Here is a 23,765-nt window from a genome sequence, read left to right as displayed (position 1 = left end):
GAACGACAACAACGACCTCATTTCCGAGGGAACCGAAACGAGCCATGACACCGCAGAACATTCTGGACATCACGCGCGAGGGCCTGCTGCTCGTGCTGTGGATCTCGCTGCCGGTGGTGGTGGTGTCCACGCTGTCGTCGCTCGTCGTGGCGGTGCTGCAGGCGGTGACGCAGGTGCAGGACCAGAGCATCGGCCAGTCGGTGCGCCTGATCGCGGTGATGGTGGCGATCATCGTCACGGCCGGCTGGCTGGGCCGCGACGTGATGCGCTTCGCCGAGCGTGCCTTCCTGTCGCTGACCACGCTGTCGTGACCGCCGCGATGATGATCGTCACGCGCCTTCATCTCGTCCGCCGGCAGGCCTTCATGCTGCTCGGCTGCGCGGTGCTGATGCTGCTTCTCGTGCAGCACACCATGGCTGCCGAGCTCCGCTGGCAGAACAGGCCCTTCCAGATCATCGCCAACGAGAAGCCGTTGAACGACTTCCTGCGCGAGCTGGCGTCGTCGCAGGGGATCACGGCGGTGATCGATCCCAAGGTCGGCGGCGTCATCAGCGGCAAGTTCGACGGGCCGGCGAAGAACATCCTCAACAGCGTCTGTTCGGTCAACGGGCTCACCTGGTACTTCGACGGCGCCTTCCTCTTCGTCGACCTGGCCGCCGATGCGAAGAGCGAGGTGCTGCCGATCGCGGCCGAGAACGCCGGGCGCATCGCCGAGACGCTGGTGCGCCTGCACATCTCCGACGAGCGCTACCCGCTCAGCATCAGCGAGCGCGACGCGAGCGTCTACGTGACCGGCCCGCGACGCTACGTCGAAATGGTGCGCCAGGCCGTGAAGCTCGCGGACCAGAAGAGCGCGATGGCCGAGGGCGCCGAGATCCGGCTGTTCCCGCTCAAGTACGCCTGGGCTTCCGACTTTCGGATCAACCGCTCGGGCAAGGAGACCGTGATCCCCGGCGTGGCCAACGTGCTGCGCAGCCTCTACGGCCGCGCCGGCAATCAGTCCTCGGGCGGCGGCTCGGGTGGCCGGGGAACCATCGGGCCCCTCTCGGTCGGGCCGAACCGGCAGATCAAGCTGCGCAGCGGCGAGACCATCAATGCGCCGAAGATCGATATCGCGGGCGCAGGCGCTGGCCCCGGCGGCGACGCGAGCGCTCTCGGCGGCATGGCCAGCCTCGCCGGCAACGAATTGCCGCAGTTCCAGGCCGACACGCGCATGAACGCGGTGCTGGTGCGCGACATGCCCGACAAGATGGCGCAGTACGCGCGGCTGATCGAATCGATGGACACGCGCCCGCGGCTGGTCGAGATCGAGGTGACCATCATGGACATCAGCTCCGACACGCTCAGCAGCCTGGGCATCGACTGGCGCCTGCACGGCCGGCACGCCGACTTGCAGACTGGCCGCGGTGACCGCGGCCCGCTGACCTGGAGCGGCGCGAGCAGCGAGGCCGGCCAGATCGGCAGCGTCGACGCCTCGGGCAATCCGCTCACGCCGCTGGGCGGCATGTTCACCGCCGCCATCGGCAACAGCGCGCGCAATTACCTGCTGGCCCGCGTGACCGCGCTGGCCACCAACGGCAGCGCCAATTTCGTGGCGCGCCCGAAGGTGATGACGCTGGACAACACCGAGGCCGTGCTGGAGAACCTGAGCGAGTTCTACGTGCGCGTGGACGGTTTCCAGGACGCGGGCCTGTTCAGCATCACCGCCGGCACCGCCGTGCGCGTGACGCCGCTGATCATCGACGAGAAGGCCGGACGCGGCGTGATGATGTCGATCGACATCGTCGACGGCGACCTGAGTCCGCAGTCCGTCGACAGGATCCCGATCGTGCGCCGCCGCACCGTCAACACGCAGGCGCTGGTCGACGAGGGCGCGAGCCTGCTGATCGCCGGCTACTCGTCGGAAGAGAAGAGCAATGCCGTCACGGGTGTTCCGCTGCTGAAGGACATCCCGGGCGTCGGCGGTCTCTTCCGGTACACCGACAAGAAGCAGGCCAACATGGAGCGCTTCTACCTGCTGACGCCGCGCCTGGTCACGCCGGGCTCCACGGCCTCGGTGCCGATGCTGCCGCTGCCCGAGCCGGGAGGTTGAGCATGAATGGCGACATTCCGTTCGACAACGAGCAGGCCGAGTCCGTAGCCCCGCAAGGCATGCCGGCGCAGGCGGCCGGCTGGTGCCTGCGCTTCCTGAGCGGCGCGGTGAAGGGACGCACCATCGTGCTCAAGCCCGGCATCAACGTGCTGGGCTCGGGGGGCGAATGCGAGGTGATGCTGCCGGGCGGTGACGTGCTGCCGCGCCACCTGGTGTTCACCGTCGGCGAACTGGTCGTGTCGATGCAGCGCCTGGGCACCGCCTCGGCGCGCCTCAACGGCGAAGAGATGCAGCAGCCGCGCAAGAGCGTGGTGGCCGGCGACATCGTGAGCGTCGGCCAGATCGACTTTCAGCTCGACCGCAGCTATCCCGTCAACGCGCAGGAAGACCGGATGTTCGCGCCGGCCCATGGCGCATTGCCGGAAGGCGATGCCCTGGCGCGACAGGCACCTTCGGGCACGCAGCGCCTGGGCCTGTGGGTGGGCGGCGTGGTGGCGCTGCTGGCCGTGCTCGGCCTCGCCGCGATGTCGCTGGGCGGCGATCGCGGCGCCTTGATGAACGGCAGCAGCGTGAACCTGGCCGAGGTTGAAAAGGCGTTGGCGCCTTTCCCCGAGATCGAGGTGATCGCGGCGCCCGGCGGGCAGTTCGGCGTCAAGGGCTACGTGGAATCGAAGCAGCGCCGCCAGACGCTGGAAGCGGCGATGGCGCGCTTCGGCAGCAAGGTCAGCGTCAACGTTCATTCGGCCGAGGACATGGTCGAGCAGGCGCGCCGCTATGTCGACGATCCCGGCGTGGCAGTGACCTACACGGGGCAGGGCCGGCTGGTGCTGACCGGCACCGTCGAGGACGCCGCCGTGCGGCAGAAGATCCGCCGCCTCGGCGAAGACCTGCATCCCTCGGTGCTGGTCTCCGACAAGGTGCAGTACCGCGAGCAGCCCAAGGCCGAGACCAAGGGCGACGACATGCGCGCCCAGTGGGAGAGCTGGCAAAGCGTGCTGCCGGCTCGCATGGTGAGCATCACCGACGACGGCGATGGCCTGCGCCACATCCAGCTGTCGAACGGCAACCGCTATTACGAAGGCTCGGTGCTGCGCTCCGGCGCCGAGCTCAAGCGCATCGACGCCGACGGGCTGGTCCTGAGCGGCGGCGTGCCCAACAAGAAACCCGCGCGGTGAAGGACATGCCCAGCCATGCCGCCTTCAACCCGCGTTCCCCGATTTCGTGCGTCGACGCCCACGGCCCGCCGCATGGAATGGCTTCGTTCTCCAGGACGGAGCGCTTTCATCCGCAAGTGAAAAAACCTCAACCATGACAGGAGTTTCCCCATGAGCGCAGTCGACACCTCGATCCAGCAGATGCAGCAAGCCGCGGCCGACCAGGCCAAGCTGATGAGCGTCAGCATGGCTGCGGGCGCCACCATCTCGGGCGCAGCGGCCACGGCCCAGACGGTGAATGGCGCCAACGCCGCCGGCACCGAAGTGGCGAAGTCCACCGGCAACGACATCCGCCAGTCCGCCAAGCAGAACTGACGGGGAGGCCCGCGTGGAGCCGCAGGGCTTCGCGCGGCCCCATTTTTTCTTTTCAAGGAGAGCAAAACATGACCGATCCCATCGCATCGGCAGCCGTCAGCGCGCCGCCGGAAGTCGCTGCATCCGCCGCGTCCCATCCGGCGCAGCAAGGCGCGAGCCCGTCGCGCTTCGAGCCGGGCGAGACGCGCATGTTCGCCAACATGATGCAGGGCGTGCAGGCACCCGCCGGGACGAGCGCGCCGAGCGCGATCGGCGACGCGGCCAAGTCGCTGGCCGCGCAGCTGTCGGGCAACGTGCGCTCCATGGAGGACATGCGCAAGAGCATGCTCGAGTCCATCGATTTCGCGGACCCCATCAAGACCATGTTCGTGATGACCGATCACGCCATGGAGGCGAACATGATGTTTGCCCGCATGCACATTTCCACCGGGCTGGCCAGCGCCGCGACCAGCCTGTTCGGCGGCCTGCTGAAGAACCAGCAATGAGGCTGCCCCGACGCTCGCGCCTCGCCGCGCTCGTGCTCTTGCTGGCACTGGCGGGCTGCAAGGTCGCGCTCTATTCCAACCTCAAGGAGCAGGAGGCCAACGAGATCGTCGCCGCCCTGTCGACCGAAGGCATCGGCGCGGCCAAGACGAAGCTCGAGGGCAGCAACTGGCAGATCGAGGTGGAGGAAGACCGCCTGAGCCAGGCGCTGGACGTGCTGCGCGTGCAGGGCCTGCCGGCCGAGCGCTATGCCAGCATGGGCGAGGTGTTCCAGAAGCAGGGCCTGGTGTCCACGCCTTCCGAGGAACGCATGCGCTACATCTATGCCATCTCGCAGGAGCTGTCGCAGACCCTGCGCAACGTCGATGGCGTGGTGGCAGCGCGCGTGCACGTGGTCATTCCGGCCAACGATCCGTTGAGCGAGAAGATCAGGCCCTCGTCCGCGGCGGTGTTCATCAAGCACCGTCCCGACGTCGACCTGCGCCTGCTCGCGCCGGCGGTGAAGGACATGGTGGCGCACAGCATCGAAGGGCTCACGCACGACCAGGTGTCGCTGTCGCTGTTCGAGACGCGCCGGATGTCGAACACAACGCCCGCCGCCGATGCAGGCGTGTCGCCGATGGTGCTCGGCCTGTTCTCGACCCAGACTGCCATGGTGCTGCTGGCCCTGCTGCTGCTGGCCGCCATCTGCCTCATGGCGCTGCCGGCCCTGCTGCGCCGGCAGGGTCAGGACTGGCGCACCTGGGTGCGCCGCCAGGTACTGAAGCGCTGAGCGCACATCCATGCCGGCACCCGCCATCGCACCACCCCCTCCCATCGCCGTGCCGGGACCGATGGACCTGGTGCGCCTGGTGATGCGCTTCAACCTGCATCCCGAGGCCGACCTGCATCCGAGCTGGCTGCCGGCGAACTGGCCGGCGCGGCATCGATCGGTGGCGCGCATGGGGCCGGCCGGCCGCGCCGTGCTGGCCGAGCTGCTGCGGCGCGGGCAGGCGCCGGGCCCGGCGCAGCCCCATGCGGCGGCCGACTACAACTTCGACTCGCGGCTCAAGCGGCTGGCGCTGCTCGATGCCGCCTCGCTGCGCCGCCTCGCGGCCTACCTCGGCTTCTGCGCGCATCTGCCGCTCTTCAAGGTGCGCGGCGGCGCGGGCCTGCAGATCCGTCGCCAGGCGCGCCGCATCGACCGCGATGCCGTCGACTTCGTGCTCGACCGCGTGCCCCAGCTCACCGAGCTGCGCATGGACAGCACCGTGGTCCAGCAGCGGCCCATCGCCACCGGCCGCGTGGTGCTCGACCGCGGTTATCGCCTGCTGCTGGGCGCAGCCGCGGCCGAAGGCGCGGTCGTGCTCCAGCGCCTGAAGCACAAGCTGCCGCGGCGCATCTCCGCCTTCCGCGTGCCGAGCTTCGAGCCGCGCCAGGCCCTGCAACTCAACGAACTGATGCTCTCGTGCATCGTTCCCGAAAGACTGCCGCAATGGGACTGGCTTTTCTGATCACCACCGACAACCTGCAGCTCCTGAGCGAGCGCAAGGTGTTGAAGGAAAGCGAATACGCGGCCCTGCTCGATGCATCGGCCGTGGTCGACACCGCGCGCAAGGAGGCAGCGCGCATCGTCCGGCAGGCCGAAGACGGCGCCGAGGCCAGCCGCCGCAAGGGCTACGAGCAAGGGCTCGCGCAGGCCAGGGCCGAATACGCACGGCAGCTCGTGTCCGAGAGCATGGCCGTCGAACGGCAGCTGCATGCGCTGCGCACGTCGATGGCGCAGATCGTCGTCAAGGCGGTGGGCCAGTTCCTGGCCGAGGCCGATCCGGCCGTGCTGTTCCGCTCGGCCCTGGTCCGCGTCGAGGCGCTGCTGCGCGCGGAGTCCTTCCTCACGGTGCGCGTGGCACCGGCGCAGGAAGCCGACATGCGCGAGACCCTGCACCGGCTGCGCAGCGACGCCAACTGGCACATGGCCGTGACCCTCACGCCCGACCCCGATCTGCCGGCCGGCGCCTGCGTGGTGCAGACCTCGACCGGGGTGCTCGAGATCGGGGTCGACGCGCAGCTGGAGGCTTTTCGCCGCGCGGTCGAGCAGGGCGGCATGCTGGCGCCGTCCGGGAGGGCGCAGTGATGAACCCGCAGCCGACCATGCTGCGCGGCGCCGGCATGTCCGACGCGGCGCTCGGCATCGTGGCCGAGCTCGAGGCGGCGTTCGCGCATGTCACGCCGGTGGCCATGCGCGGCCGCGTCAGCAAGGCGGTGGGCATGCTGATCGATGCCACGGGCATCCAGGCGCACGTGGGCGAGCTGTGCGAACTGGTGACGCCCGGCGAAGCGCCGCTGCTCGCCGAGGTGGTGGGCTTTCGCGGCAACACGGCCATACTCACGCCGCTCGGTTCGATCACCGGCATCTCGGCGCTGACCGAGGTGGTGCCGACGGGGCGCGGCCATGTCTGCCCGGTGGGTGCGCAACTGCTGGGCCGGGTGCTCGACGCGCTGGGCCAGCCGATCGATGAACTCGGTCCACTGGCCGCGCACACGCGGCTGCCCGTGCACCGCGAGCCGGTGAGCCCGCTCGCGCGCCGCATGATCGAGGCGCCGCTGGCCACCGGCATCCGCGCCGTCGACACGCTGCTGACGCTGGGCGAAGGCCAGCGCGTCGGCGTGTTCGCGCCGCCCGGCGTGGGCAAGAGCACCTTGCTCGGCATGCTGGCACGCGGCTCGACGGCCGAGGTCAACGTGATCGCGCTGATCGGCGAGCGCGGGCGCGAGGTGAAGGAGTTCATCGAGCACAACCTCGGTGCCGAGGGCCTGGCCAGGACGGTGATGGTGGTCTCCACCTCCGACCGGCCGCCGATGGAACGCATCAAGTCGGCCTATGTGGCGACCACCATCGCCGAGCACTTCCGTGACCAGGGAAAGAAGGTGCTGCTCCTGGTCGATTCGCTCACGCGCTTCGCGCGCGCGCAACGCGAAATCGGCCTGGCCAGCGGCGAGCCGCCGACGCGGCGCAGCTACCCGCCCTCGATCTTCTCGATGCTGCCGCAGCTGCTGGAGCGCGCGGGCCAGGGCAAGACCGGCTCCATCACGGCGGTGTATTCGGTGCTGACCGAAGGCGACGAGGAGAACGACCCCATCGCCGAGGAAGTGCGCTCCATTCTCGACGGCCACATCGTGCTGTCGCGCAAGATCGCGGCGGCCAACCGCTATCCGGCCATCGACGTGCTGGCGAGCATCAGCCGCGTGATGCCGCTGGTGGCTTCGCGCGAGCACTGCGCCGCGGCTGCGCACTTTCGCAGCCTGCTGGCCAAGTACCAGGAGATGGAGCTGCTGGTGCAGATCGGCGAGTACAGGCCGGGGAGCGACGCGCTGGCCGACGAGGCGATCCAGGCGCGATCCGCGATGCTCGACTTCCTGTCGCAGCCGCCGAAGACCAGCCAGCCCTTCGAGCGGTCGCTGGCGGCGCTGCTGCGCCATGCACCACGGGTGGGGGGCGCGCGATGAGCATCGACTGGAAGCTCCTGGTCGACGTGCGCGAGCGGCAGAAGACCGTCGCGATGGATGTGGTCGCACGCGACCGCGCGGACGCCGAGCAGAGCCAGGCGCAGTTGCAGCAGGCCGAGTCCTGGCAGCAGCAACAGGTGCAGAACAAGGTGCAGCACTGGCAGGCCACGCGGGGCGCGCTGTCGGGCGGCCAGTGCAGCGTGGCGGAGTTCCGGCATGCGGGCGCATGGAGCGGCGCACTCGATGCGCAGATCGCACAGGCCGGCCAGGCCGCGGCGCAGGCCGCTCGGGCGCACACCGAGCGCGAACAGGTGCTCGAGCAAAGCCGCCGTCAGCTGCGCGCCGCCAGCGGCGAACTCGAAAAGGCCCGGCAGATGCAGCAGCGCGCGCGCACCGAGCGCCTGCATGTGCAGGAACTGCGCCTCGAAGACGTCAACGAAGAGAGCGCCGCGCAGGCCTGGGCCATGCGCCGGCCCGCCTAGGGAACACGCAACAGCCATGGACAGCCTCGAACTCGCCAGCATGGAGAAGTTTTTCTCGGCGGTCGTGCTCACGCTACCGCGGCTGTTCGCGATCTTCGCGGTCGTGCCTTTCCTGTCGGGCGGCATGATCACCGGTGTCGTGCGCAACGGCATCCTGCTGATGCTCGCGATCTTCATGTCGCCGGTGGCGGGCGACATGCCTGCCGCGTCGATGGTCACCTGGGTGCTCATCGCCGCCAAGGAGGCCCTGATCGGCGTGATGCTGGGCCTGGGCTTCGGCATCTTCATCTGGGCCATCCAGAGCGTCGGCGACCTGATCGACTTCCAGACCGGCTCCAGCAACGCCTCCTTCTTCGATCCCGTGGCGGGGCACGAGAACGGCCCGACCAGCGAATTCCTGGGCTGGATGGTCATCACGCTCTTCGTGTCGGGCGGCGGCCTGCTCGCGATGCTGGGGGTGATCGTCGACTCCTACCGTCTCTGGCCGGTCGCTTCCTTCTTTCCCAACCTGGGCGCGGTGCTGGAGCAGTTCGCGATCCGCCAGGGCGACACGCTGTTCCTGTGGATCGTGAAGCTGGCCTCGCCCGTCATCGTGGTGCTGCTGCTGGTCGAGCTGGGCGTGGGCCTGGTGGGGCGGGTGGCGCCGCAGCTCAACGTGTTCGTCGTCGCGCAGCCGCTCAAGAGCCTTCTGGCGCACCTGATGATGCTGCTGTTCCTGTTCTTCGTGTACGAGTCGCTGCAGGACTTCCTGCGGCCCGAGAACGGGGTGCTCGACTTCCTCAGGGCGACCCTGTAGCGACGATGGCCGAGAAAGACCAGAAGCCCACCGCCAAGCGCCTGCGCGATGCGCGCAAGCGCGGTGAAGTGGTGTTCAGCACCGACGTGGCCTCGACCGTGGTGTTCATCGTGGTCGTGGTGTCGATGTGGCTGGGCGGCCAGCTCGTCTACAGCCTGTTGCGCGAACTGTGGCTGCATGCGACCAGCACCAGCTTGCTGACGGCGCCCGACGACCGTTTCGTCGAGCTGTTGCTGCACACGGGCGAGACGCTGGTGTGGGGGACGCTGCCGATCATGGCCATCACCGCCGCGGCCGGCATCGTGGGTTCGCTGTTCCAGGTCGGCGGTGTGGCGGCCTGGGAGCGCCTGAAGCCCGACGTGAACCGCATGAATCCGGCCGAGGGCCTGACGCGCATCTTCTCGACGCGCAACCTCATCAACCTGCTGAAGATGTGCACCAAGACCGCGCTGCTCGGCGTGCTGATGTTCGTGGTGGTGCGCGGCTTCGTCGACACGGCGCTCAAGCTGGGGTACGCGCGGCCGGAGGGAATCATGACGGCCTCGGCCCACATGGTGCTGGTCGCCTTTGGCTGGGCGGTGCTGATCTATGCCGTGATGGCCATGGTCGACTACGCGCACGAGCATCACGAGTTCATGAAGAAGCAGCGGATGTCCATCGAGGAGATCCGCCAGGAATACAAGGAGATGGAGGGCGACCCCATCAACCGCTCGCGCCGCCGCACGGCCCACTTCGAGGCGGTGTACGCGAGCCTGAACGACCGGGTGCGCGCGGCTTCGGCCGTGATCCATTCGCCGCGCGTCGCCGTCGCCCTGCAATACCTCGGCGAGACCGACCTGCCGCGCGTGATCGCGCGCGGCGAGGGCGAAGTGGCCGCGCAGATCCGGCGCTTCGCCGGCGAAGGCCTGGTCCCCACCGAATTCGAGCCCGCGCTGGCCGAGCGCATCTACGAGGACGTGCCGGAGGACCAGCCGATTCCGCGAGCGCTCTATGCGCCCGTGGCCAAGCTGTTGCGCTGGGCGCAGGGCAACGAGTCTTGAGAAACCGTTTGATCGAAAGGAACAGGCCATGGTCATGATTGCGGATGGTGGCGGCAGCGTGCGCGTGCCGGTGAGCACACCCAATCCCGTGAACCCGGCGCAGCAGCCTGCGAGTTCGGGCGAGTCGGATGCCGCGGCGCGCGCGCGCGAACTGCAGCGCCAGCTCGAGGCGCTGCTCGAAAAGCTGCGCGAAGCGCAGCGCCAGGCCGAAGAGGCCCGCAAGCGCGCGATCGAAGCGCAGAAGAAGGCGAAGCAGGCCAAGGAGCACGCCGAGGCCATGGAGGCGCAGGCGAAGAAGAGCAAGAAGGCGACCGATACCGACATCGCCAAGAAGGCCCGGCAGGACGGCACGCTGGAAGATGCACGCGCCAAGAAGGCCAGCGCGGAGGCCAACCTGAAGGACAAGGACGCCACGCTGCTCCAGGCCCAGGTCAAGCAGAAGCGCGAAGAGAAGAAGAGTCCGGAGGCCAAGGCCAGCGTCGCCACGCACAAGAAGGTCCAGGACGCACAGACCGAACGCGACGACGCGCAGAAGACCAACGAGCTCTCCAAGCTCTACCTCGACTCGCAGGAGAAGGAGAGCAAGGCGCAGGACGCCGAAGCCAAGGTCGTCGAGCTGACCCCCGTGGCGGGCCGCCCGTCATACACGATCACCGAAGAGGAGAGCACCGCGCTCAGCGAGGCCCAGGCCAAGGCGAAGACGCTGCGCGGCGAGGCCGACGCCGCGAAAGCCAAGTTCGGCGATGCCGCCGGGGCGGAGGCCAGCACCGAGTTCTACGGCAGCCCGCCCGCAACGGCCGATGCCGCGCAGCCACCCGCGCAGACGGCCGACGACCCGCTGCATTCGCCGCTCACGCAGCTGCTGCAGGTGTCGCCGCAGGCCACGACCACGCCGGCCGCCAGCAACAGCCTGCTGTTCTCGCCGACGCTCGCGTCCACGCCTTCCGGCACCACCGGCAGCAACAACCTGCTCCTGGCGCCGTCCGGTACCGCATCGACCACGAGCCTGAGCGCGACCACGCCCTTCAACTCCTTGCTGAAGAAGCCCGAGCCGGTGGTCACGCCGCAGGTGAAGAAGACCCTGGGCGACATCGCGGACGGCAAGAGCGTGGACCAGATCGCGAGCGAGCGGAAGCTCAGCGTCGACCAGGTGGTGGCCGAGGCCAGCGCGGCCGGCGTGAAGATCTCGTCGAGCGCGCCGAGCGCCGACGTGCAGGCGACCACCATCCAGCGCGGCGATGCCTCGCTCACCTACACGCACGACACGAAGCACGACACCATCACCGTGAAAGGCAGCCTGGCCGATCCGCAGGCGCCCGGCGGCAAGAAGACCATCGATGCGATGGAAGACGGCAACGGCCGCTACAGCCAGACGACCAAGGACGCCAAGACCGGCGACACCGTCACCCAGACCATCGACACGCAGGCCGGCACCCGCACCGTGAGCGTGGTGGACAAGAACGGACTGCGAACCGACACCACCACCTCGCTGACCGGCGCGCAGGTGACGCGCCCGGTGGGCGAGTACGAGGGCTACCTGGAAGTGGCCGAGGCCGCGGGCCTGACGCCCGAGCAGTTGCTGGCGCTGAACCCCGACGTCGATTACGGCAAGGCGCTCGAGCCCGGCCAGGAGATGGTGGTGGCCGGCGTGCCCACCACGGTCAAGACCTTCAACAAGGACGGCTCCACCCTCGAGAAGACCACCGCAAGCGACGGCACCCTGCAGGTGGTGGCCACCAGCGCGAGCGGCCGGCGAACCGTGCTGATGGGCGAGCCCGATGCGAAGGACGGGCCCGGCGAAGCGGCGCGCAAGGCGATCTTCGAGGACAACAAATCCGTGACCGATGTGGCCAAGAGCCTGGGCCTGACCGAAGACCAGGTGCTGGCGTCGCTGCCGGCCGGCACTGTCGACGTGATCAAGCCTACCACCGACAACGGCGACGTCGAGGTGCGCACGCTCTATGACCCGACCACCAACCGCGTGGTGGTGGAGACGCACGACTGGCAGCACGACGACGTCAGCCGCCAGGTCATCGACGACAAGACGGTGTTCAAGGTCCGGCAGACCGATCCGAAGACCCAGAAGACCGAGCTCGTCGAGGTCGCCGGCGGTGTCGGCTATCTGCAGAAGCTGGCAGACGACAAGGCCGCGCAGGCGAGCAGCTACGGCCAGCAGATCAGCGACCTGGACAAGACCATTCGCCTCTACAAGCGCATGGGCGAGCCGGTGACGGAGCTGAACGAGCAGCGCAAACAGCTGGTCGCCCAGCAGAGCACCGCCAGGGGCGAAGCCACGATCGCAAGCACCAAGGCCACCGCGGCGCTCACCAAGCACCAGCAGGTGGTGGTCGACGAGCAGGCCTCCGTGGCTTATCAGAACCTGGCCTACGCGCGTCCGGGCAGCGAGGAGCAGGCGGCCGCGGCCAAGACGCTGGACGAGAAGCTCGCCCTGCTCGACAAGGTCGACCGGCTCGTAGCTTCCGCCGACAAGGACGTGGATCTGTCGAAGGCCGGCCTCGACAAGCAGCAGAAGCACGACGCCAAGCTCGCCGCCGACGACAAGCTGCAGACCGAGTTCCAGAAGTGGAAGGACGAGGTCTGGATGTGGCAGGGCATCGACGAGGAAACCGCGAAGAAGATGAAGGCCGAGGGCCAGATCCCCACGATGCGGATGTTTCCCGATGCCCAGCAGGAGCACGACGCGGCATGGGAGGCCTTCGTCTACCAGCAGGAGTCGATGGACAAGTACGGCGACGAGGACATTCCCGCCGAATGGCGGCCGGCCCGCGATGCCTGGGTCCAACGCAATGCGGCGAGCGACGCCGAGCTGCAATCCAACATCAGGTACGACGATGCCTCCATCGCCAGCGGCGAGGCCAGCAACAGGCTGATCCAGGGCGACCTGGACCGCCTGCAGCAAAAGAAGGACGCCTGGACCACGGCGAACCCGACCCTCTTCTCAGAGAACTTCGGGGAACAGGACCAGCTCGACGCGCTCACGAAGAGCGTGGCCGACGGCAAGATCAGCGGCCTCCAGCTCGCCGAGGACAAGAAGCACACGCAGTACCTGCTGACGGTGTCCGCGCCGGACCGTGCCGATCCGGAGAAGCTCAAGGAGGCCGAGAACAAGTACACCGAAGACAACCAGGAAGCGACCCGCGAGCTCCAGGGGCAGATCAAGGACCTGTCGGAGCAGGCCATGCGCGACAAGACGAGCGCGGTCGACAGCTACATCGCCGATTGGAACAAGCGCAACCCCGATCTCAAGGCCCAGCTCGACCTGCTGGGCACCGACGACGAGCAGCGCAGCCTGCGCGCGGCCGAGCACAGGAGCGAAGAGATCGCCAAGCTGCTGTCCGCCTCGGACCAGGGCAAGGAGCTGCAGTCGGCGATGAACATGCGCTATGCGCTCAAGGGCCAGCTGCTGGGCCTCGGCGACCAGGACGACGCCCGCGTGCAGGAGGACCTCGACGGCATCGAGAAGGGCATCGAGGGCCACACCTGGGTGCGCGATGCCTGGGGCGGCATGTTCGGCGACTCGGCCGACGACGCGAAGGACTACACGCAGGAGCAGCTCGACAAGGCCCGGCAGCTGCGCAACGACCTCGCCTCGGGAAAGATCTCGATCTCCGAGTACGCGCGCCAGGAAGACGCGTTCATGGACAAGTACGACGTGAAGTCGGGCGAGCTGGCCGACAAGGTCAAGGACAGCGACGGCACCTGGAGCGTGGTCGACGACGCGGTGCGCATGACGGTCGTCGCCGCTGCCGGCATCACGGTCACCATCGCCTCCGGCAACGTGGGCCTGGGCTTCGGCGCGGCGATGCTCGTCAACTCGGCCTGGGACACGACGGGCGACATCGTCGCGGCTGCGCAGGGGCGCGACATCTACGCCGACGGCCACACCTCGCTGTGGACGCTCGAGGCCAAGTGGCTGACCGGCAACGCGAGCTGGGACGACGCCAAGTTCACGCTCAAGGACGAGGCCATCGACGTCGCCACCAACGCGGTCACCGCCACCGGCGTGGGCGCGGGCATCAAGACCAGCACCGCCTTGACGGCCAAGCTGGCCGCCAAGCAGACGCTGAGCATCGGCGGGCGCGTCTCGCTCAAGGTCAGCTCCGAGAACGGGCTCAACATCGCCGGCCGGGCCGTGGTCGGCGCGCGTGCGGGCGTCACCTCGCAAGCCGTCGACGGCACCGGCCGGGTGGCGGTGGAGACGATGCGCACCGGGCTCGACGGCAAGTTGGGCACGGAGGAGGGCGACAAGCGCATTGCATCCACCATCGTCAGCTCGGTGGCAGGCCTCGTGAGCGCGCCGGTGACCGGTGCCGTGTCGGGCGCGATCCCGCTGATGAGGAGTGTGCCGGGCGCGAACCCGCTGAAGGAGAAGGTGTCGGGCGTGGGCCTCGGCGCGCAGTTCGCCAACGACGCCGTGGCAGGCCTGGGCACCGGCGACCTGATCGCGCTGGTGAACGAAGGCCGGCACATGAACCGGGGCGAGTTCATCGCGGCCTCGCTGCAGGTCGTTCCGGGCACGCTCAACAATGTGGCGCTGCACCCGCAGATGGCGGCGCGGGCCAGGAATGCGCAGGCCGGCAACGCCGAGCAGGCCGGATTGCCGCGAACCGGCGAGACCGACGCCTTCGGCGTGCAACCCGTCGACCTGAGCACGCAGACGAGCAAGCTTGCGGACATCGACGGGCAGAGCATCACGAACCTGGTGGTGACGGACGTCGAGCTGCCCCATCTGCTGTCGGATGGAGACATGCCGACGCACGCCTCGGACGCGCTCGCGCCGGGCGGCAAGGTCGAGCTGCGGATCGCGCTCGACACGCAGAAGGCCGTGGTGTCGGCATCGGAGGGCGATGGCGACACCGGGTTCTCGGGCAGCACGCCAGGCAAGACCAAAGGCACCGGCAGTGCGGTCCCGCGCAAGAGCGAGGAATCGCAAGCGGCCCAGGACCGCGACAACGACCAGGACGTGGCGATCCACGCGCGGCTGCGCGCCGCCGGCTTCGAAGACATCAAGATCATCCGCAACCCGAATCCCGATGCGGAGCATCCCGCGATCGTGGTGCTGGCCACCAAGTCGGCCGGCGAACACGTGGCCGGGGTCGTTCCCCTGCTGTCGCGCCCGGTCCCGCCCGAGTCGAGTGGGTCGGACGATGCGGCCGCGTCCGCTTCCGCGCCCGAATATGTGCTACCCCCGCCCGGCAGCGATGCGCACACCGTCAGCTGGAGCCAGACGCTCAAGGCCATCCTCCAGTCCGGCGGCACGCTCAAGGACACGGCCTTCTACCTGCACGCCGGCCCCTTCGACGAAGACACCGGCGTGGTGCTGAACGCCGCCGATCGCGGCCTGCCGCCGGCCACGGACAAGGTGACGCCGGCCCAGCGCCAGGCGGCCTACGCGGCGAGCAGCTCGGCCGAGGACTTCTTCGCCATGCCGCCCGCGCGCTACGCGACGCTGGACGAGGCGCTCGCCGCCGCGCAGGCGGGCGACAACCTGCGCGGGAACGACAGGATCGCGCTCGTCTACGAGCCGCTGCTTCGGGCCGACGGCTCGGTCCCGCCCGAGTCGGTGCTGGCCACGCTCGGCATCGACAAGAACGGCGCCGAACCCGCGAAGCTCGTCGACGTGTCGCCCAACCCGCACAGCGACAACGCGGAGACGCTGCCTCTGCGCGTGGTGTATCCGCAGGTCGCGCCGCGCAAGTCGGGGCTCATCCTGCCGGGCAGCGTGGCCCGCGACACCTTCCTCACCGTGCCCGACGATGCCACCGTCTACTACGTCGACAAGTCGAAGCGGGTGACGCAGATCGCGGCCAATGACCCGCGCGTGGCCGAAGCGCTCGAACGCGCACAGCAGTCGCGCGCGCAGCTGCTGGCGCTGCCGAGCCGGGAACACGGCCTCGATCTCGACAGCGTGCGTGCATGGGGCGAGCAGCTCGGCATGGCGCCGATCGACCTCCGGGTGGTCGGGCCCGAGACCGTGCCGAACAACCGGGGCATCTACCACCGGCGCGACGGCGTGGCCCTGGTGGTGCGCGACCCCGCGGTGGAGAACGAGCACGGCACCGCACCGACCTTGCGAACCGCCGCGCACGAGCTGGCGCATGGCAATGAAAACAAGCGCAATGTCTTCGTGCTCAGCGAGACGCAGGATTCGCACACGCTCAAGCCCACCTTCGTCATCGAGCCGATGTCGGGCCTGCTGCGCTTCGACCCGGCCCGGCAGCGGCCGACCGGACTGGCACTCGAAGAGGCCTACGCCGAGCGGAAGGCTCAGCAGTTCGCCGAGGCGCGCTTCGGCCCGCGGCCCGGTGACCCGAGCTTCGATGGTCAGCTCGGCCGCTACAGGCTCGAAGACGGGCAGAGCCTCGACCACGGCGCCTACACCGCGGTCACGCTGGACGCGCTGCTGCGCATGAACCCCGAGCTCGAAGGCCTGATGGAGCGCGCACGCTTCTCGAGCGCGGCGCACGAGGAGCTGATCTCGGTGCTGGGCGAGAAGCTCGATGCCTTCTATGCCTACCGCGGCGAAGACCTTTCCACGGCATCGCATCAGGACTGGGCCGAGAAGGTCTACGACGCCGTACAGCGCAACCAGGCGCTGCCGATGGATGCGGGCGAGGGTCCCTCGCCGACAGGTCCGGTGACGCTGAGCAGCCGCGCGGTGCAACGCGCGGCCGGCGCCGGCGACGACGGCCTTCCGCTCAAGCCCTCGGCCTTCGGCACCGACGGCGACTGGATGGCTGCCGCCCTCCATCTCGAAGGCACCATCGTGCAGCAGCGCAAGGCCGGCCAGGCCGACCAGCTGCCGACCGGCATGATCCTGTCGGACGCCGACAGGGCCGTGACGCAGGCGCTCATGAAGAATCCGGCGCCGGGCTCCGAAGAATGCTTCGTGGTGTCGGGCCGGGAACCCAGCAAGGGCATCTTCGCGGGCGACGACGTGCGCGCCAAGCGCCGCGACGTGTTCGACACGATCGAGAAGGCGCTCGACGCGGTCGCGAAGCGCAATGACGGCGCGTGGATCTACCGCGTCGCGCCCGAAGGCGGCATCGGCGCGATGACTTCCGCCGGCAAGGCGCGCTCGCACAACATCCTGGGCGCGTTCTACGCCAACAAGGACAAGAGCACCTTCCCGGTGGGCATCGCGAATCCGCAGTTCGATCGCTGGGACTTGACGGCCGCCCCGCCGACCGGGCGCGCGCACGTGTACAACGCCGCGCTGACGATGCCGGTGGGCCGGCCGGCCGAAGGCATCTTCCGCCAGGGCGGCATCGAGGAGGGCGCCGACGCGGCCACGGCGGCGATCGACCGCGCCGTGGCCGCTGGCCGCAAACCGAGCGTGATGATCGCCGCCGGCTACTCGATCGAGACGGGCCGCGCCGAAACCAGCGGTCCCGGCGGCGCGGCCGTGGCCGGCAAGGCGGCGCGCCTGTACGCGGGCCAGACGCACGGGGTGGACGCCAAGGTCACCTACGTCGCCGCAGGCCGGAGCCAGCGCAAGGTGCTGGAAGCAGCCCTCGAAGCGCTCGGCGAGCGCAAGGGCGAGCATTACGACATCGTGAGCTTCAACGCGCGCGGCAAGCGTGCCGAATGGCGCTCCGCCACCCTGCTCAGGCGGCACCAGCCCGACCTGCTGATGGGCTTCGACGTGCCAGGCCGCACCGAGAAGGGCGAATACCACAACAGCCAGGGCCACGCGATCGGCTACCACACGGCGGCGCGCGACCAGCTCTTCATCGATGCCACGCGCAACGACAACATCACCACCATCGCCGGCTTCGACCTCGGCAACGAGGTGGGTGGTGGGCATCCCGACGTGCACACGCGCGTGCAGCCGGCGCCCAACGGCACGCGCATCGCGTCGATCGTGACCGCCGACGTGGCGATGACGGGTGGCCGCACCAACTGGGTCGGCTATGCCTTCGGTACCGAGATGCTGCGCCGCACCGGTGCGCTGAGCGCCGTGCCCGACGAGAAGACCGTGCGCGGCATGGTGATGGGAATGATGAAGGCCGGCGGCATCGACAGCGAGACCCGCAGCCGCGTGCCCTTCAGCACCGATGCGCGCGGGCGCACGTCGGGCGTGGGCGGCATGTCGCCCGACGTCGAGGCCGCGGTGGCCGCGATGCTGCGGGTTCGCGCGGAGAAGATCCAGATGGCGCCGGGCATCGACCTGCGCGGCGTGCGGCTGCGGCTGGGCGTGTTCGATTCGGGCTCGGGCGGCATCATTGCCGCGGCGGAGATCAAGCGCGTGGTGGAAGAGACGACCGGCGCGCGCGTCGACCTGGTGATGGTGGGCGACCATGGGGCCGGCACCTACGGTAGCCTGGGGGGCAAACAGCCCATTGCCGATCACACGCGCATGGGCCTCGAGACGCTCGACAAGGTCGGCGTGGACCTGATCGTGATGGCGTGCAACACGGCCTGCACATCGGGCAAGGGGGACTACGCGCGCGGCATCAAGGCCCCCGTGATCGACTTGATCGACAGCACGCGCAGCTTCCACGAGAACCTCGTCAAGCAGGGCGAGCATGTGGTTGCGTTTTCCACGGAGCCGACGGCAAGGCTCCCGCTGCCGGACACCGACATCGTTGGCGTCTACCGCGACAAGGACGTGCTTCCGGTGGGCGGAACCGACGAGGGCCTGGACGTCGCGTCGATCGTGAACCAGTTCCTGCCCGACCCGATGAACAAGGACATGCAGCAGCTGATGCAGAGGGCTGCCGACCACTATGTCGACAAGATCCTGACGGCGAAGCCCGAAGTCACGACCGTCTCCTGGTGCTGCACCCACTACCCCGAGCTGGAGCCATTCTTCGCCAAGGCGCTTCAGGCGCGCGGCAGAGGGGACGTGAAGATGATCAACCCGATGGCCCACCAGGCCATGATGGCGATCAAGGTGGCGGCGCAACTGCCACCGGGCACCGGCACAGGGCCGAGCCGCGCCATCGGCATCACCACGGCCGTGGTGGACAAGATCAAGGCCGTCAAGGATGGTCTTGTCGAACCGAAGCAGGCCACGGTGCAGCAGAGCGAGGTGCTGGACACCCTGCGCATCGCACTGCAGCGCGACGACGTCACGCTCGTTCCCCTGAAAAAGCTGGGCGCCGATGTGGACGTCGAGGCAGTGCGCAACTTGTTGAACAAGGACGAGGCGGGCGATCCCATCGACGCGCTGCAGGCCTTCGACCCCTCGGGCCGCGGCTTCCCGATCCACGTGCCCGGCGGTGCCTACGCCGCGGCCAGGTTGCTGGGGGATGCCGGCAAGGTGGTGGTGGTGGCGGGCTTTCCGGTCCGCACCGCCGCCGGCCGTGTCGCACCCGAGTCGGACAGCACCAAGGGCGCGGCAGTGCTGGCCTCCGCGCTGGCCAAGCTGGGCAAGGACACGACCTGCATCACGGTGCCGTCCAACGTCAAGCCGCTGAAGGCCGCGCTGGCGGTGCTGGGGCGCGAGGACATCGAGGTGAAGGCCTTCGGCCTCCAGATCGGCCCGCACGCCAAGGGCGAAGCCCTGCGCATGCTGCAGGATCTGGACCCGGACGCGCTGGTGAGCGTGGAGGCGCCGGGGCGCGATGCGAACGGCGAATACTGGAGCTCCAACGGCGAGCGCATCACCGACCATGTGGCGGCGCTGGACGAGTTCTTCTACGCGGCGCGCGAAATCAACGGCGGCCGCGCCGACGACGCAGCGAAGATCACGCAGATCGCCATCCTCGACGTGGGCAACGAAGTCGGCGGCGGCAGCGTGGACAAGCGCGTGCGCCGTGCGCCCGACGGCCAGCGCATCGCCTCGGAGGTGACGGCGGACCAGCTCGTAACGGCCGGCATCGGCAGCTGGGGCGCGGACGCGACCGTGGCCGCGCTCGAGGTGGCGCACAAGCGCAGCGACCTGCTGCCCTCGGCGGACGATGTGCCGCGCGTGATCCGCGCCATCACCCGCGAAGGCGGCGTGGACAGCCAGTCGCGCACCGGCATCGACAACGCCGCCGGCTACAGCCCGACGGTCCACGTCGGCATGACGGAGTTGTTCCGACAGGCGGCGCTCGATGTCAAGGCCGACCACGGTGCGGACCCTGCGGCGACCGCGGCAGCGCCGAAGAGCGGCACGCCGAAACCCGCCGCGGCGCGCCCGGCCGAGCCGCAGAGCGCCGCCTTCCGCGGCGACGAATGGCCCGAGGTGCATGCCAGGCTGACGAGCGGCGGCTTCGGCAACGACAACGTCTACGTCTACCGCGTGAAGGGCCAGCCCGACCTCTATGCCGACCCGGCCGCGGCCGTCGACCTGAGCCTGCAACAGATCGACGGCAAGGGCCGCGTCGCGGCGGGCACCGACACCGTTCGCTGGTACGGCAACAGCACGCCGGGCAAAGGTGTTGGCGGGCTGATGCCGCGCCGCGAGATGGGGGCCAAGTTCGGGCTGGAGCCGAAGGGCGACAAGGAGACCGTCTATCGCATCAAGAACCGCGAGACGGGCGAGATCACGCGGCAGACCGACAAGCCGACGGCCGAACAGCGCCGGGATCCCAACCTGCTGATCCGCTCGAGCAAGGTGCGGCCGCCGCGCGAGGCCTTGCCGCAATCGACCGACGACTGGTTCATCGTGTCGAACCAGTCGCCGACCCGCGTCAAGGCGGTCAACGGCCTGCGCGACGTGCCGCGCGGCGACGGCAACTTCACGCTGCCGAGCCTGGAGAACAAGGCCAAGCCGCCCACCGGCTGGAGCATGAGCAAGACGATCAAGCGGCAGATCACGCTGGGCCTGGTGGCGGCGGTGGGCATCACCACGGCCAACGCCATCAGTCCGATCGACGTCGGCCATGACGTGCCGACCGGCATCGTCGGGCTGCCGCGCAATCCGATCTCCGCGACCACACCGCATCAGCACAGCGAGCCTGCTTTCCGCGCGTCGCCCGATGCCTTCTCGGTACCGGCCGAAGTGACGCTCGGCCTGGCCCTGCACCAGCAGCACGAGGCCGACGCGCTGGCCAGGCAGCCGGGCCACGATCCCGCAGCCGCGCAGTCGTTGCAGGCGACGGCCGACCGCCACTGGGGCGCCTTCTCGGCCGAGATGCTCAAGGCCATCCGCAGCGACGTGCAGCGCGGCGAGAACCCCGTCGCCTCGGCCAACCAACAGCGCGCCCAGTTGATCGCGCTCGGCAAGTTCGACGTGCGCAGCGACATCGCGGTACGCGATGCGCTGCGCGATTCGGGCCTGCTGAAAGGCACCACGGCCGACGTCGAGGCGCAGATGGACTACGCGCAGCTCGTCGCCAAGCATCCCGCGCTGGTGAACGACAAGAGCCGCGAGCTGGCGCGCCAGGACCCGGCCGCTTTTGCCGCCGCGACGCTGATGGAGATCGGCCCGGACGGCCGCGCCTACCAGTCGCTGGTCGGGAACAACGCGTCCATGCTGGGCCGGCTGTATTCCGAAGGCGTGGTCAAGGAGCGCCTGGCCGAGGGCGACGTGGCCGGCGCCGCCAGGGAAGCGCGCACGCGGCTCGATGCCAGCCGCGACGCGGCCGAACGCGACAAGGCCGCAGCGGGCCTGTTGCCGCTGTTCGAGTCGGAACGCACGCGCGCGATGGGCCTGCTCGACGATCTGCAGATGCACGACGTGGGCGACTACCTCGCGCAATACCGCGATGCACCCCCCGAGATCGCCGAGCCGGTGGCGCAGGGCATGCTCGACCTGTTGCACCGGAACCTGCCCCGGGCAAGCGACGATCTTGCCAGCATGACCCAGTTCGAGCAGCTCGTCGAAGGCCTGTCCATCGTGGCCGAGGCCGCCGATGCGCGTTCGCCGACCTCGGCCTGGTCCGAGCGCTTCGCCACCGAGCTGCTGAAGGACCGCTTCGTCGAGCGGCCGGAATTCGTCGTCAGTCTTCAGCGCGCCGTGTCGGGGGCGGTGGAGCAGGGCGGTGCGAAGCTGCCGGTCGAGCTCGCGAATGCGCTGGAGAAGCAAGGCAACCACGACCTGCGCGACAGCGTGCTGGCCGGCATCGACGAGGGCCTGCAGGCGCAGGACAAGCACCTGGCCGAGGCGATGGGCAACCTGCGCGGCAGTGCCGGCTACAACGCGACCGGCGCCTCGATGTCTTTCTACGTGGCGAACTTCTCCGACGGCACGCCGCAGGGCGCGGCCGCGGCGATTGCGCAGTACCGGCGCGTGAACCCGGGCGTGGCGGACAAGGTCGATGCCGCCACGCGCGTGGTCGGCGAGTGGGGCCGCACGCTGTCCGACACGCACGACAGCCTCAACGGCCTGCGGCTCGGCAAGTCGAGCAGCGAGGCCGAGCAGGGTCTGGAGGGAACGCTCGGCACGGTCTACAACAAGTCCGACGTCAACCTGGCCATCAGCCAGAGCCCGCAGCTGCGCCAGGAGCTTCTAAGCCGCAGTGCGCAGGGCGTGGCCGACCCGCGCACGATGGTCGAGTACCTGATCAACCCGGTCATGTTCGTCACGCGCCACGTCTCGGGCACCACCCGGATGGTGTGGTCGATGCTGGCCGATGCGCAGTTCAACGGCATGGTGACCGACCCATCCAACTATGCCAAGCGCTGGGATGCCTTCAAGCTGAAGACCGAGCGCATGGCGAAGGTGCTGGGCCTGAACGCGGACGAAGTGAGGCAGGGCACCGCGCTGGTCGACGAGTATGTAGGCATGGTGAAGGAGGTGGATGCGAAGAAGCTTTCCGACGCCGCCCGGATCGACGAATATGCCCGCCTGGGTGCCGAGCTCGACAGCAAGCTGCAGAAGCTGCTCGGCGTCGGCGCGAAGACGATCAACAACGTCACCAACGCCAACACCGCCTTCGGGCAGGTCCTGCGCTGGGTCGCCAACGCGGGCTTCGTGACGCACAACGTCAGCACCGAGCTCACCAACCTCAGGCCCATGGCCGACGGCGTGCAGGACTACGCCCAGTGGTACCACCGCGTCTACGCGCCGACGCAGGCCTTCTTCATGGCCAAGCCCTACACCACGCTGATGGCCGAGCGCTCGTTGGCCGGCAACCGGGTGATCGACGGCGCCGCGGCGGACATCGAGGGAAAGATGGCCTGGAAGTACTTCTTCGGCCTCGGCACCGCCGGCGTGGGGGTGGCCGACCTGTCGCTGGCCGTCGGGCAGGCAAACACGGTGCCTGCCTGGGTGACCTATACGAACGTGGGCATGGGCGTGAGCGGGGTCGTGGACGGTGGCGTCGGTCTGATCAACGTCACCGGCGCGGCGCTGACGCGCGCGGGCGCCGTCGAGCTGGGCGCGCTGCTGGCCATCCCGGGCGAGGTGGCGTCCATCGCCGGCATCGGTGTGGCGGTCTTCACCGGCATCAAGCAGTTCTACAACATCGCCCACCACTACGACCAGGTCGATGCCCGCGAGGCGCAGCGCGATCCGGCGCTGCGCAATGCGCTGATGGACAGGGGATTCACCGACGCGCAGGCCAAGGCCATGCTGGACTGCACGCATGAAGGCGTGTCGCCGATGGTGGCGTGGAACGCCTTGATGAAGACGCAGGGCAGGACGGTGGACGAGGGCCTGGAACTGCTGCGCGACCGGCTGGCGAAGGACGGGCCGCAGGGCATTCCCGCCAAGGACTGGATCAGCGTCATGCACGGGCTCACCGATCGCAGGATGAACGACAACGACGGCAGCTTCCCGGCTACCGATTCGGGCGCGGCGCAGGCCGGGCAGATCGTCGTGCGGGAGATTCGCACGCGCGGCGGCGAGGTGACTTCGAAGTCCACGGTGCTGCCGGAGAGCGTCGAAGGGCTGGACAACTACGCGCGCGTGGTCTGGGACCTGCACCCCTGAGCGCTGGGCGCACGCAAGTGAGATCGGGA

General features: G+C 68.9%; 13 protein-coding genes. All 13 read left to right on the top strand.

Annotated elements, in window-relative coordinates; translation table 11 throughout:
* Positions 1-44: 44 nt before the first annotated feature.
* The 13 genes from sctS to ACSQ86_RS14590 all read left to right on the top strand — a co-directional run bounded on the left by sctS (position 45) and on the right by ACSQ86_RS14590 (position 23,736).
* Positions 45-311, top strand: a complete 267-nt coding sequence (sctS, locus tag ACSQ86_RS14650) for a type III secretion system export apparatus subunit SctS (protein WP_436304135.1) — start codon at positions 45-47, stop codon at positions 309-311.
* Positions 308-2,092, top strand: coding sequence for a type III secretion system outer membrane ring subunit SctC (sctC, locus tag ACSQ86_RS14645; RefSeq protein ID WP_436309015.1), 1,785 nt, complete (start codon positions 308-310; stop codon positions 2,090-2,092). Before sctS ends, sctC begins: the two co-directional genes overlap by 4 nt.
* A gap of 2 nt (positions 2,093-2,094) precedes the next feature.
* On the top strand, positions 2,095-3,267 hold the full coding sequence (locus ACSQ86_RS14640) for an FHA domain-containing protein (protein WP_436304133.1): 1,173 nt from the start codon (positions 2,095-2,097) through the stop codon (positions 3,265-3,267).
* Between the two features lie 150 nt (positions 3,268-3,417).
* Entirely contained in the window at positions 3,418-3,621 is a 204-nt protein-coding gene (locus tag ACSQ86_RS14635) for a hypothetical protein (RefSeq protein WP_436304132.1), read from the top strand.
* 68 nt (positions 3,622-3,689) lie between these two features.
* Positions 3,690-4,106, top strand: a complete 417-nt coding sequence (locus ACSQ86_RS14630) for a hypothetical protein (protein ID WP_436304131.1) — start codon at positions 3,690-3,692, stop codon at positions 4,104-4,106.
* Positions 4,103-4,876 carry a type III secretion system inner membrane ring lipoprotein SctJ gene (gene sctJ, locus ACSQ86_RS14625; protein ID WP_436309014.1) on the top strand — a complete coding sequence of 258 codons (774 nt, stop codon included), beginning with the start codon at positions 4,103-4,105 and terminating at the stop codon, positions 4,874-4,876. Before ACSQ86_RS14630 ends, sctJ begins: the two co-directional genes overlap by 4 nt.
* 10 nt (positions 4,877-4,886) lie before the next feature.
* Positions 4,887-5,597: a type III secretion system protein gene (locus tag ACSQ86_RS14620; protein WP_436304129.1), complete on the top strand. Its 711-nt coding sequence runs from the start codon at positions 4,887-4,889 to the stop codon at positions 5,595-5,597.
* Positions 5,579-6,217 carry a type III secretion system stator protein SctL gene (sctL, locus tag ACSQ86_RS14615; protein ID WP_436309013.1) on the top strand — a complete coding sequence of 213 codons (639 nt, stop codon included), beginning with the start codon at positions 5,579-5,581 and terminating at the stop codon, positions 6,215-6,217. Before ACSQ86_RS14620 ends, sctL begins: the two co-directional genes overlap by 19 nt.
* The gene (locus ACSQ86_RS14610; protein WP_436309012.1) at positions 6,217-7,590 is read left to right on the top strand and encodes a FliI/YscN family ATPase; all 1,374 of its coding nucleotides are present in this window, start codon (positions 6,217-6,219) and stop codon (positions 7,588-7,590) included. The genes sctL and ACSQ86_RS14610 overlap by 1 nt, the downstream gene beginning before the upstream one ends.
* Positions 7,587-8,072, top strand: coding sequence for a serine kinase (locus ACSQ86_RS14605; protein ID WP_436309011.1), 486 nt, complete (start codon positions 7,587-7,589; stop codon positions 8,070-8,072). The genes ACSQ86_RS14610 and ACSQ86_RS14605 overlap by 4 nt, the downstream gene beginning before the upstream one ends.
* 16 nt (positions 8,073-8,088) lie before the next feature.
* Positions 8,089-8,868 carry a type III secretion system export apparatus subunit SctT gene (gene sctT, locus ACSQ86_RS14600; RefSeq protein WP_436304125.1) on the top strand — a complete coding sequence of 260 codons (780 nt, stop codon included), beginning with the start codon at positions 8,089-8,091 and terminating at the stop codon, positions 8,866-8,868.
* A gap of 5 nt (positions 8,869-8,873) precedes the next feature.
* The gene (locus tag ACSQ86_RS14595) at positions 8,874-9,908 is read left to right on the top strand and encodes an EscU/YscU/HrcU family type III secretion system export apparatus switch protein (RefSeq protein ID WP_436304124.1); all 1,035 of its coding nucleotides are present in this window, start codon (positions 8,874-8,876) and stop codon (positions 9,906-9,908) included.
* A gap of 28 nt (positions 9,909-9,936) precedes the next feature.
* Positions 9,937-23,736, top strand: a complete 13,800-nt coding sequence (locus ACSQ86_RS14590; RefSeq protein ID WP_436309010.1) for a glutamate cyclase domain-containing protein — start codon at positions 9,937-9,939, stop codon at positions 23,734-23,736.
* The last annotated feature ends 29 nt before the right edge of the window (positions 23,737-23,765 follow it).

It is taken from the genome of Variovorax sp. LjRoot130, from assembly GCF_964253755.1.
GTDB lineage: Bacteria > Pseudomonadota > Gammaproteobacteria > Burkholderiales > Burkholderiaceae_C > Variovorax.
This window is presented reverse-complemented; position numbering and strand designations above follow the sequence as displayed.